General features: G+C 45.1%; 11 protein-coding genes. 2 read left to right on the top strand and 9 right to left on the bottom strand.

Annotation, left to right across the window (positions count from 1 at the left end; genetic code table 11):
- Window positions 1-43 precede the first annotated feature (43 nt).
- Window positions 44-1,351: a UDP-N-acetylglucosamine 1-carboxyvinyltransferase gene (gene murA, locus L0659_RS17580; protein ID WP_235127929.1), complete on the top strand. Its 1,308-nt coding sequence runs from the start codon at window positions 44-46 to the stop codon at window positions 1,349-1,351.
- A gap of 175 nt (window positions 1,352-1,526) precedes the next feature.
- Here the strand turns inward: murA and L0659_RS17575 are convergent, their stop codons facing one another.
- Window positions 1,527-2,381 (bottom strand): DUF1080 domain-containing protein, encoded by an 855-nt coding sequence (locus L0659_RS17575; RefSeq protein WP_235127928.1) that lies wholly within the window; start codon window positions 2,379-2,381, stop codon window positions 1,527-1,529.
- 131 nt (window positions 2,382-2,512) lie between these two features.
- Here L0659_RS17575 and L0659_RS17570 point away from each other — a divergent pair, with 131 nt between their 5' ends.
- Entirely contained in the window at window positions 2,513-3,835 is a 1,323-nt protein-coding gene (locus L0659_RS17570) for a deoxyribodipyrimidine photo-lyase (protein ID WP_235127927.1), read from the top strand.
- On the opposite strand, the gene L0659_RS17565 is transcribed toward L0659_RS17570, so the two are convergent.
- The 8 genes from L0659_RS17565 to L0659_RS17530 form a co-directional block, all read right to left on the bottom strand.
- Window positions 3,836-5,116 carry a pitrilysin family protein gene (locus L0659_RS17565; RefSeq protein ID WP_235127926.1) on the bottom strand — a complete coding sequence of 427 codons (1,281 nt, stop codon included), beginning with the start codon at window positions 5,114-5,116 and terminating at the stop codon, window positions 3,836-3,838.
- A gap of 80 nt (window positions 5,117-5,196) precedes the next feature.
- Entirely contained in the window at window positions 5,197-6,357 is a 1,161-nt protein-coding gene (porV, locus tag L0659_RS17560; protein WP_235127925.1) for a type IX secretion system outer membrane channel protein PorV, read from the bottom strand.
- A 104-nt stretch (window positions 6,358-6,461) separates the two neighbouring features.
- Entirely contained in the window at window positions 6,462-9,794 is a 3,333-nt protein-coding gene (porU, locus tag L0659_RS17555) for a type IX secretion system sortase PorU (protein ID WP_235127924.1), read from the bottom strand.
- Between the two features lie 37 nt (window positions 9,795-9,831).
- Window positions 9,832-10,446, bottom strand: coding sequence for a hypothetical protein (locus tag L0659_RS17550; RefSeq protein ID WP_235127923.1), 615 nt, complete (start codon window positions 10,444-10,446; stop codon window positions 9,832-9,834).
- A gap of 68 nt (window positions 10,447-10,514) precedes the next feature.
- Window positions 10,515-10,694, bottom strand: coding sequence for a hypothetical protein (locus L0659_RS17545; RefSeq protein WP_235127922.1), 180 nt, complete (start codon window positions 10,692-10,694; stop codon window positions 10,515-10,517).
- A 151-nt stretch (window positions 10,695-10,845) separates the two neighbouring features.
- Entirely contained in the window at window positions 10,846-11,619 is a 774-nt protein-coding gene (locus tag L0659_RS17540; RefSeq protein ID WP_235127921.1) for a geranylgeranylglyceryl/heptaprenylglyceryl phosphate synthase, read from the bottom strand.
- Complete coding sequence (locus L0659_RS17535; RefSeq protein ID WP_235127920.1) at window positions 11,616-12,038, bottom strand: hypothetical protein; 423 nt, start codon at window positions 12,036-12,038, stop codon at window positions 11,616-11,618. Before L0659_RS17535 ends, L0659_RS17540 begins: the two co-directional genes overlap by 4 nt.
- Window positions 12,039-12,137: 99 nt before the next feature.
- Window positions 12,138-12,476, bottom strand: coding sequence for a phage holin family protein (locus L0659_RS17530; RefSeq protein ID WP_235127919.1), 339 nt, complete (start codon window positions 12,474-12,476; stop codon window positions 12,138-12,140).
- Between the last annotated feature and the right edge of the window lie 37 nt (window positions 12,477-12,513).

Here is a 12,513-nt window from a genome sequence, read left to right as displayed (position 1 = left end):
ATCCAGGTTTCATTTTATCCAGTCAATTGCCCCACATTCAAATATGGCTTCATTTAAAATAACCGGAGATAGACGGCTTAAAGGATCTATTGTTCCCCAAGGCGCAAAAAACGAAGCATTGCAGATCCTATGCGCTGTGCTTTTGACCAAAGAACCGGTAACAATTCATAACATTCCTAATATCCGGGACGTAAATCAGCTTATCAATCTCCTTGCAGACCTGGGTGTCCGTCAGACAAAATTGAGTGAGTCATCGATTCGCTTCGAAGCAACTGATATCAATCTGGATCACCTGGAATCGGAATCTTACAAGCAGAAAGCAGCCGCATTACGCGGATCGGTCATGTTGCTTGGCCCTATGCTCGCGCGTTTCCGCAAAGGTAGGATTCCCCGTCCGGGTGGCGATAAAATAGGCCGCCGCAGGCTGGATACGCATTTTTTAGGTTTTGAAAAACTGGGTGCGCAATTCAGTTACGACGAAGAAGATGGTGGTTTTTATAAAGTCGACGCGACTAATTTGAAAGGCGCTTACATGCTGCTTGACGAAGCGTCTGTTACCGGAACAGCCAATGTTCTGATGGCAGCCGTGATGGCGGAAGGCACAACCACCATTTACAATGCCGCCTGCGAACCCTACTTACAGCAGTTATGTAAAATGCTGAACAGAATGGGCGCCAAAATTTCAGGAATTGCTTCCAATCTGCTTGTTGTAGAAGGCGTTAGCCAGCTCAACGGAACGGAACATACGATGCTTCCTGATATGATCGAAATCGGCAGCTTCATCGGGTTAGCAGCCATGACGCAATCTGAAATTACGATCAAAGACTGTCAGATCGCACAATTAGGCATTATCCCTGATGTTTTTCAAAGGCTCGGGATCAAGATGGAGTTTCAGGGAGACGATATTTTCATCCCTGCACAGGAACATTACCGCATTGAAAACTTTCTGGACGGCTCGACCATGTCCGTTGCGGATGCTCCCTGGCCAGGATTTACGCCGGACTTGCTTAGCATTATCCTGGTAACAGCCACACAAGCGCAGGGAACGGTGCTCATCCATCAGAAAATGTTTGAAAGCCGTCTGTTTTTTGTAGATAAATTAATCGAAATGGGCGCGCAAATCATCCTCTGCGATCCGCACCGCGCCACCGTAATAGGACATAACCGCGAAACCCAACTCCGCGGCATCCGCATGACCTCTCCCGATATCCGCGCCGGAGTAGCCCTCCTCATCGCAGCACTATCCGCAAAAGGCGTCAGCATTATCGACAACATCGAACAGATTGACCGTGGCTATCAAAATATTGATGGAAGGTTAAATGCTATTGGAGCTGAGATTATTAGGCTGTAGTAAGCTCTGAGCCGTTCAGCCGTTAATGCTCCCTGTCAGCCTGAGCGGAGGCGACGGCGCGCTACTCCTTGGTAACGCGCCTTCGACTCCGCTCAGGCTGACAAGGCTATTAACGGCTCAGGCTGACAGGGCTAGGTCGCCAGGCGGCCGGCCCGCTGGGCCCTACTACAACCCGCTACTTCTTCCCGTAACTACACTTACTATTATCCGCCTTCACATAGTAGGACTTATAATTAACCGCCTTCGGGTCCATGCAGCCTTTTAGATCCAGGATTTCCACTTTCCTGAATTCCACGGGATGGCTTTCGCTTTGGAGGGAGATGGAGCCGTGATCCAGTAATTTTCCGGCTATCATCAATGAGGGGTCATGGCCGCTTACATTGCCTCCGCCTATTTGCGGTTTGTTGTATTCCAAAACCATTTCTCCATTGGCAAAATGCTGGATCAGCGAATCGCCGAGAACGAGCACTTCTGCTTTCACCCATTGATCGCCGTTGTAAGTCTGTGACTTGGAATTCACGCAATGTTGTGTGATCAGTTTTCCGTCCATCACCACATTGGTTCCTGGCGTGCACAGGTTGCAAGTCGTGCGGGTTTTATCATTTCCACCGAGCAGCTGCACTTCAATGGAGGCCGGGAAATCTTGGTCTTTCCCCATTGTTGCGGCGGGCTGGCCGTGCACCATGATGCCGCTGTTGCGCCATGCCCAGCCTTCGCCTTTCGGGGCCTGCTCGCCTACGAAGCGATATTCTACCGAAATCCGATAGTATGAAAAATCGCCTTTGTAGAAAATGTGACCATATTTTTGCTTAAAGTCGTCATACTTGTCGTAACGCACAACCATTTTGCCATCTTCCACGCGGAAGGTGTTCAGATAGTTGTCGTTCAGTTCGTAACCGCGTATTTTAATGTCCCAGCCGTCGAGGTTCTTGCCATTGAAAAGCTGCTTCCATTCCTGTTTGTCCGCGTTTTTCTGACCGAAAACAATGAAGCCCATCATGCTGAAAAGTAGTGTAAGTTGTAATTTCATGGATTAAGGATTAATGAGACCACAAAGTAAACAGACGATTGTTACAAATCCGGGGCATCCAAAAAATTCTTTCCTCCGTATTTATACCAGGCCTTTATCCGTTTGGCATACTATTCTTGCAATTGTAAATCATGAGCTTAAAAACGAAAGAAAAGATCACACTATTTTGGTTTCGCCGTGACCTGAGGCTGCACGACAATGCAGGTTTATACTATGCATTGCGTGGTGAGCATCCGGTCGTTCCTTTGTTCATATTTGACAAAACAATCCTGGATGACCTTGATAATAAGCACGATAAGAGGTTAATGTTCATACATCAGACCGTTTTGGACTTGCAGAAGGAATTGCGTGAACTTGGATCTGACATTCTGGTATTTTATGGTCATCCGACCGATGTCTGGAAAGAATTAAGTGAACAATATGACATTGCTGAGGCCGTTACCAACACAGATTATGAGCCTTATGCCACCGAACGAGACACAGCGGTCAACAAAATTCTTCAAGCAAAAAATGCACAGCTGAAAGCGTACAAGGATCAGGTTATTTTTGAAAAGAAAGAGATCCTTACTGGTCAAAATACGCCATACACTGTCTTCACGCCTTATAGCCGGATGTGGAGACAGAAATGCAACGACTTTTATTTATCTTCCTACCCCAATAAAAAGTATTTCAAAAACTTTTTCAAATGTAAAGGCAGTGAAATTCCTAAGCTTGAAGAAATGGGCTTTCAACCGACAGACAACGAGTTTCCATCCAGCAAAATCCCGGCTGACCTGCTCGAAAACTATGAGAAAGGAAGGGATTTCCCTGCCATGGAGGCAACAAGCCGAATTGGCATACATTTAAGATTCGGCACTGTAAGCATCCGTGAACTGACCCGATTTGCGAAAGATCATAGCAATTTGTATCTCAACGAACTGATCTGGAGGGAGTTTTATCAGCAAATACTCTTCAATTTCCCGCATGTAGGGAAAGGCAAGGCATTCCGGGCTGCATATGACGACATTGACTGGGGTTATGACAAAGAAGCTTTCCAGAAATGGTGCGACGGCAAAACCGGTTATCCGCTCGTGGATGCAGGCATGCGGCAGATGAATGCGATTGGGTTTATGCACAACCGCGTCAGAATGGTTACTGCGAGCTTTTTGGCCAAACATCTACTGCTCAACTGGCGATTGGGAGAAGCCTATTTTGCTGAAAAATTGCTGGATTACGATCTTGCAGCTAACAACGGTGGATGGCAATGGGCGGTCGGCTCGGGAACAGATGCGGCACCCTACTTCCGGATTTTTAACCCCGAAGCGCAGGCAAAAAAGTTTGATCCAAAAGGAGAGTACATTAAAAAATGGGTTCCGGAATTCGGCACTGACGCATATCCGGAACCGATGGTGGATCATAAGGAAGCAAGGGAACGATGCCTCAAAGCTTATAAAAAAGCCTTGGACAAATCTTAATTATTTCCCGCCTGCAATAACAGTAACCATATCTTCCGGCCGCAGATATTGGCTTGCCATAGCAAGCACATCTTCCGCCGTAGTCGCGTGGATCTGGTCAATGTAATGTTTGAAAAAATCTGTCGGCAGGCCATCCAGAAGCAAGATTTTCTGACGATCTGCCACTTCAAATGCAGTGTTCAAGGATCCGGCAAATTCCCCTGCCATGAAATTTTTCACAGTTTGCAGCTCCTCCTCGCCTACCGGTTCAGTTTGCAATTTGTATATCTCTTTCTTGATTTCGTCGATGGTTTGCTGGGTAAATTCCTTTTTCACATCCGTCCCGATCATATAGTAACCTTCCTTGCGCAAGGTGACCAAATGCGAGGAAATGCCATAAGTCAACCCCTTTTCTTCCCGGATATTTTTCATTAACCTGGATCCGAAATAACCTCCTAATATCTCATTGGTAACCAGCATTTTGAAATAATCCGGATGATGCCGGTTAAACAGTTTCCGCCCCATTCTGATTGATGATTGCACACTCTCCGGCCTTTCTACAACCACTTCTGCATTCACGTAAACAGATTGTTCAAAATTCTTTAACGGTGGAACCGAAGCCTCAGTTTGGTTTTTTCCAAGCTGTTCATTCACCACTTTGATATCATTGACCCCAACCTGACCGGCTAAAACGACCGTAAATTTTCCGTTTTTGATATATTGCTGATAATGTTCTTTAACCGCCTCAATGGAAATTGCGGCAATGTTCTCCTCTTCCTGGCTCTGGCCGTAAGGATGGTTGCCGCCAAACAACTTTGCACGAAATGCAGTAGTCGCCAGGTAAGCATTCTTCTCTTTATTAACCCGAAGATTTTGGATATTAATATTCCGAAGGTCTTGAAACTCCTTTTCAGGAAAAACAGCGTCGCGGATCAGCTCACTTACCAATGGCAAAACCTCCGGCAAAAACCGCGAAAGTGCATAAACGACGATTCCTATACGGTCGGCAGTATGCGTCATTTCGGTAAATGCGCCGATCCGGTCAAAAGCCTCGCTGATTTCCGCAGAAGCTTTCGAACGCGTTCCTTCGGAAAGCATTTTGATCGCAAAAAAAGCAGCGCCAATTTCATTTTCATACCAATTCCCCGCTTCAAAAATCACTTCAAGCCTGATCACCGGCTGGTCTCCAATGTTGATTACATGCAGGGAAGTCCCATTATCAAGGGTATATGTTTGCGGATCTGGTAGGTTTACAGCATTTATAACTCTGAATTCGGGGGCGATAGTACGGTCAATGGTCATGTGGAATGGTTGAGTAATAAAAAACGAATGACGTTACAATTACGCCATTCGTTCTGAAAAAAGTAAATTTCCGGATTCTGTTAGTTCTCTGTATCGCTTACATCCAGTTTCTCCGACTTGTTCAGGCCAAGAGAAAGTGTAATTCTAAGTGTTTGTGCCAATGGGCTTCCTTGTGTTACCGGGAATAAATAGGCAAAATCAACAGAATATCTGTCCATGAAATGAGCTCCTGCGCCTGCTGTGAAATATTTCAGGTCGCCTTTGTTCTTATGTTCCGAGTTGTAACCGGCGCGAAGTGCGAAGATGTTGTTGTACCAATATTCAGCACCAACTGCCAATCCGACTTCCTGCAATTCCTCTTTAAATCCGTCCGGGGCATCAGAGAATGATCCGAATACTCCATTAAGAAGCGGGCGGGAATTAATGTTGGTTCCGTCCGGAGTTGGCACCATTAGTTTTCTGGCGTCAACCACGAAGTTAAAACGGTTACGTCCGTCTCCAGTGAATGAAATTCCACCACCCAGTTTAAGATTTGTTGGGATAAAGTTCTCAGTATCAGTTCCTGCACCATAATTAACCTTACCGCCCAGGTTAGAAAGCACGGCGCCAAGTGACCAGGTAAATTCGCCACCAGTTTCTTCATTTCTGATTTGCTTGCGATAGTATGCGCTGATATCACCCGCTGCTACACGAGCCGGATTCAGTGAAATCTGATCGATAACTGCTTTTCCTGCAAGGTTTGAGGAAATGTATTTCAATGTTAAACCCAATGAGAAGTTTTTGCCTAACTGACGTGCGTAAGTTCCGCTGATCGCAAGTTCCCTGGAAGTGAAATATCCGTTTTGAGCACCTGTAGAAGTTCTCAGATCCAGTTCACCATTGTTGAAATAGTTAACGGATAGTGCAACCGCCTGTTTGTCACCCAATTTCTTATATCCCGTCAGGTAACCCAGCCACATATCGTCAACAAGGTTTCTCAGCCACGGTGTATATGAAGCAGAAACTCCTATGTCCTTTGTGTTGTAAGGCAACTTGGCAGCATTCCAGTATGTGGCATTGGCATCGGGACTAAGTGCAACCCCTGCTTCTCCCATGGCAGCGCTTCTGGCGTCAGGGGCAAATGTTAAAAATGAAAGCGGGGAATGAGGAATCCTTTGTGTGCTTGATGGTGTGGTTTGGGCCAAAATTGCACCCGTTGATAGAATAAAGAGAGAAGATAAACTAACAAAAAATAGTCTCATAGAAATTGGATTTGCGATAGGAAGTGCTTTGAATCAGCTTCTTTAAAGGGTCAAAAATACAATGAAAGATAGTTATTACTAAAAAAATGATAAGTTTTATTAATCTATGGAGAACGGACCAACTTTCCTGATCGCTGATCCCTGGAATTATCCTTTAACGACCTGATGCTTAACTGGTAAATAAGTGAAGTAAGCTTCGGTATCCAATATCCTGTCTGAGTGGCGTCGAAAGTTTCCTTGACGGTTGACTCGATGTTGAAATATTGTCTGCGGAAATGCCCCAGAGACTGCCCATTGTTTAATAATACATTAAAAACTATTTCGATATCGTCATTTGCCCTGTTATGTGTCAGCTCAAATGACAGATCTTTATCGAATGGGTTTGGATATACTTTCAGCGTGTTGAGTTTGATGCCCTTGAATGCACCTACTTGAAAACCGAACGCAATTTCGGAAAAGTTAGTATACGTATCCCAGACTTTTACTCGAATTACATATTTACCGGTTGGTAAATTTTCAAACGGATACTTGATGACACCTTTGCGGTAATCACCGATATCCGCTGTGTAATATTCATTAAGTATAATGGACGTTGTATCATTAATCGCCATCGTAATGTCATGCCCGATGCCTGCATTAGAAATGCTGATCCCATTCTCGTCGCTTGCTGAAATATATAATGTTCCTGACGGCTCGATAACATCGCCGTCCTTGAACGACTGGTCGTTCACGTAAGCTGTAAGTTGCGGCGGCGTATTGTCATTTCCGGGGCTTGCGCTGCCGCCGATGGTTACACTCAGCTGCGCGCTGGCGTCCCCAAGACTGTCTGACTGAACAGCATAGACGTTTGCCCTTCCTATTCCCATGCGGTAATCGATATCCTTTGGCATTACAAACTCACAAATAAATTCCCCTCCTATCACCTTTACACTTCCATCGAACAATTTGCTGCGAAACTCTGAATAAGTTTCAGATCTGCCTTCATTACCCAGCGTTTTGAATGTGGTTTGCTTATCGTACAAAACAATCCGCGCAATGCCCTCGAACTTACTGTCTTTCAATGTTGTAACGGCATCAATAATCTGCCCTTTCAGCCTTACTTTTTGCAATGCGCGCAATGTATCCGGCTTTTCGGCCCATTGAATGCTTTTTTGCGCTCTTGCGAGTTTCATCGACGGGTCTGCAAGCAAAGTGAAATTCCGGTTCAGACTGCCTACCAGCGCTTTATTTTTAGTTTCTTTGAAAAGATCGCCTAGTCTTTGGTTCGGATCTTTATTAACCAAAGCTTCGTAAAATGCTTTGCTAAGTGTAAAATTTGTGCTGGAATAAACCGGCCGGGTTGTGCTGATTGCGCCAATGGCCGCGCCTCTCGGACTCAAAACCATTAATTCTGCACCCGAAACCAAGCCAGGATCATCGTAACGGCCAAAATCGCACGTGGCGGTAAACAGCAAAGGCAGATTATCCATCCCGCGCGCCGACTGCATATCTGCCAATGTCAGCACTTGTTCCTCCGCCCAGCCGCTCACGCCTCCGTGACCTGTGTAATTCAGGATTAATGTCCCCTGGTTGATCTTTTTGTTAATCACCTGATTTACAGCCGGCGCCTTTTGCCCTTCCGCACCCGTGTTTTGTGGAAATGCATCAATAAAAATCCTTGAAGGCATAAAATCATTTTCCAGCAGGGTAGCCAGCTCGTCCGCGTGACGCTGGTGAATGTTACCGTCGCCATCGTCTGCTACAAACTGGACCTCGTTCCGCCAGTTTCCAAAACCACGCCCGGAAGGACCATACCGGATCAATTTATCCACAATGAGCTCTGCCTCAGACAATGTTTTGGCCGGCAGCCGCCCTATGCCAATGTCAACAGTATGATCACCCGAAGCAGATTCCTGCCATAAACCCTCATTATCCTTCATGAAACCAAAATAGTCATCCGAGGAATATGTGTAAACAGGGTTTAACGACTCCCTGCTTTCATAAACCGGCACCCAAAGTCCCTGTTGTGACGCTGATTGGTTTTTTAAAAGATTTTTGTAATCAAAAGTTGCATCGCCGAACAAAAGGAGATATTTCAACTTCCCGGGTTCCTGATCATTAAGGTATTTCGCAAAGTCCCTGATCGCTGTCAAATCAGGTTTTCCACCACCGAATTCATTGTAAATTTCCTCCGTTGAGACCACCAGCGTTTCCAGTTTGTCATTGCTTTCCCGGAATGCAGCCAATCTTTCCGCCGCCTGCCTGAAAGCAGGAGGTGTTATGATCAAAAAATCCGGCGTAGCATTGCCAATAATGTTTTGCGGATCAATTCTTTTTGCCAAAACCGGCTCAATCGCCTGGCTTGAAGTAAATCCTATATATTGCCGGCCAGTTTTCCCGCCTCTTGTTGTAAATGATGAAGTGTTATTCTGGATATTCTGATTGACGACAGAAGGAACCTGGGCATTACTCACATTCCAAAGCTGCCATTCGGAATTCGCATTACCGAATTCATAGGTAACCGTGTCGGAAGGTTCTGGCAAAAATCTGTAAACCTGCTGATTGTCGTACCGGCTCAATTTTCGCTTCACTTGCAAAGCCACATAATTTAAATATCCCTGTGCAGAATTCTGTCCGTTTCGATCGCAGGTAACGGCAATGGTTAGCGCATCGGCTGGTGAATTTTCGGCTTTTAAGGTAAATGTTGCATCGGATCGCAATGCTTTGATGTCGTAAGTTCCTGTGCTAACGGTTCCGATAGGCGACTCCCCTACTTGCCTTCCGTTCAACTGCCATAGGAATTTGGTGGCGATCTGGGCGGCGCCTATTGCGGACGTGCGAAGCTTTATTTCTGAGGCCGGAACAATGCCGGGAATGTTTGCTGTGAGCGTAAGGGCAGCATTATTCAAATATTCGCCCCACCATTCCCTGCCTGATTTCAGCAAATTATATTGCTCTGTTTCATGAAACCAATAATCATCAAACTGATTTACAATTTTCCCATTTGCAGAAGCTATTGTTACCAATGGCTTCACCCTTAATCCATTTTGCTTTCCGTAAGTCAGGAAATAATAACTGGAATCTGTGTATGTGTTGATCTGATGTTTTAACGCTGCGTTCACGGAATCGTAGGAAACTTCATGCGGGCTTTCTGCATAAAAATAAACAGCGTCATTGCCATCAAATTTACCATCGTCCTCACCCGAAACCCAGATCGAATTTTCCTGCAATGCATTGGATTTCAATGCATTGTTGGCCTGCGGCAGCATACCCGCTCGCTGGGTGTAAATCTGAACCTGTCTGGGATCGATCTCGGAAGCACTAACCCCCAGCTTTTTGAAAAAGGAAGGATTTATGCGATGAACGCCCGTCTCAGTAACAGCCAGTTTGAACCAGTTGCCACTGGAAAGAACTGATTTTTCCTGCGCCTGGGAAGAAAATGAAATGAGTATTCCCAAACAGCAGAGCACTGAATGGATTAAGCGATTACGCACATTAACATGCTTCAACCAATGCATGGGCTGGAATGGTGTAAAGACGCTGGGAAGCTTTGTCCGTGCAAAGCACACGTGTCCTCCTGAGCGACCCACGGACGAATAACCTGTTCTGAAACACGAAGTTACTTCCTTCATGAAGCTGAAACAATGCTATCCTTGATGCGTTCAGCTCCTGACTGTCGTATTTCCGGATCGTATTGTACAGAATCTGGTCGCCGCCGGTTGACGCCTTTGGGTTCTTAGCATAACGTATTAATGCTTCCAGAATATCTGCCGGAAAATGATTTTCGTTGAGAACGGGTTGTAATAATTTGCTAAACTCCCGCTTCCATTCAATTCCATGCGGCGCAACACGCTTCCGAAGCCTCACTTTGTAATTCAAATGCACCACGCAATGCGCAACTTCATGTAAATAGGTGATCAGAAAATTGTATGGATTCAGATTAACATTTACCGTTATTCTGGGAGTGCAGCGGGGACGGACGGTAAAGTCGCCCAGTCTGGTGCGTCGCGGACGCGAAAGGAAGAAATCAAACTTGTATTCTTGGTGTAACTCCTCGCAATATGCGATTGCCGCCTGTGGAACATGGAGGCCGAAGGATATGTTTTTCATTCCTTAAATAAAAAAAGAAAAGCGCTATTTTCATAGCGCTTTTCACGAATTTCGACTTGTACGTCTAATTACTTAACTGAATCAGCAGCAGCTGTATCAGTAGCCATTGTATCAACCATTGCAGTATCAACAGCAGGAGTTTCAACAGTTACAGCAGTAGTATCAGCAGATTCGTCAGCTGGTTTGCTAGTACAAGCAGCGAAAGTTACCATCCCGGCAACGAACGCAAGTGCAAATATTTTTTTCATTTCTTGGGTGTAATTAAGGTTCGATACAAATGTAGCAGGATTAAATCGAATGTTCCTAACGTTTGCTATTGTATTTTTCCAAGAACTTAAAATTTCCTTAGAAAACACCCAAATCCCTTTATTTTGTACAATAAAATCTCCTATTGTTCTCTTAAACGCTTTCTGTTTTTCTATTGAAAGCCTTTACGCACGCCGCGACTTCGGGAAGCAGATCCGGGTTGTGTTCTATTCCGTTACCCACCACAATTACGTCCGCTCCTGCACCAAGCGCTGCATCGGCTTTCTCGTATGAATCGATTCCGCCACCTACGATAATAGGCGTGTCCACGGTTTCGCGCACCGCCCTGATGGTTTCGGATGTAACAGGAAATTGTGCGCCGCTTCCGGCATCCAGGAACATAAGTTTAAGCCCCAGAAATTCACCTGCTAGCGCAGTGCATGCGACGATGCCGGGCTTGTCCCTTGGTAATGGTGTCGTATTACTGATGTAGGAAACTGTGGTCAGCTTTCCGCTTTCAATGAGCAGATAACCTGTTGGCAAAACTTCAATTCCGCTTCTCTTCAATAATGGTGCGGCAATAACGTGCTGACCGATCAGAAGTTCCGGATTTCGGCCTGAAATGAGGGAGAGAAAAAGGACCGCGTCTGCGGAAGGGTCAATGTGAAGGCTGCTTCCGGGAAAAAGGATAGCAGGAATGTTGGTGTGCTCGTGTATAGCGGCAATCAGTTGGTCAATAGCGTAATTGGTAATGAGGCTACCTCCTACGAAAAAAAAGTCAACGCCATGCTCAACCGCAAATTCCAGGAATTTCGGAAATGTTGAAAAATTAATTTTGTCAGGATCCAAGAGAACAGCAAACGATTTCCTTTTCTCTATTTTTCTTGCTGAAAGGAGGTCTGCGATTTTATGATTCGCTGTTTTCATTCGATTTTTCTATCATCTGCAATTAAATGTTTTAGCTTCTGGCGCGCCCACCCCACAGCCAACGTCCAGGCTAAACTTTGAACGGCTGCTCCAACCGCAAATTTGCTCTTCTGTTTCGCTTCACCAGCCTTGAACGCCTGAGCTCGCTCAAATGCCTCAGCCTCTTCCTCTGCCGCCCTTATATCCTTTTTGTTTTTTGGTAAAATCGCATTCATTACAACATATGTGGTTGCTACCACGCCGCCGATGATCAATGCTTTTTTTCCATATTCCGTTGCATCCGTTTTCAGACCGCTCCATTGCAATTCAAGCTTGTCTTTATATAGATCCGCATCAAGCAATAAGTCTTGCTTATCCTTATCCGTATCGGATGAGAATGGTTTGGTGATCTTAACGGAAGAATCAATTGAAGCACTCATTTCATTTTTTTAGTTTAATGATGACCTGAGAAATTTTCAAAAGGAACCCAAAAATAGCAATTTGAGTGAATTTTTCCCCAAAATACTATTTCAAAAGTGTTAATCCTCTTTTATTTTGACAAAACGAACGATAATTCCACGGATAAACTGGATGAGCTTTTCTCTGAACACAATCCAGATTACCAGTTTTAAAATGAATACGCCTAATAGAATCAGGTAGCCCAGATAATCGCTGTCAAGCCATTTGTTCAGGAAAGTCCCGAGTAGAATTACGATCAATATAAGCACTGTAAGCGCGATACAAAGCAGAATGGCGCCGTAAAGCCCCATTACAACCGCACGTTCGATCTTGTCCCGCGTTTCAATTTTAAAAAGGTCGATACGGGTCTCGAAGTACTTAAAAAGCGTGTCCTTAATTTCCTCTAGTTGACTAAGCATAAGCAGTAGTTTTCATTCATGTGTATCAATTTAAGGC

The organism is Dyadobacter sp. CY347, assembly GCF_021502655.1.
Taxonomy (GTDB): Bacteria; Bacteroidota; Bacteroidia; order Cytophagales; family Spirosomataceae; genus Dyadobacter.
This window is presented reverse-complemented; position numbering and strand designations above follow the sequence as displayed.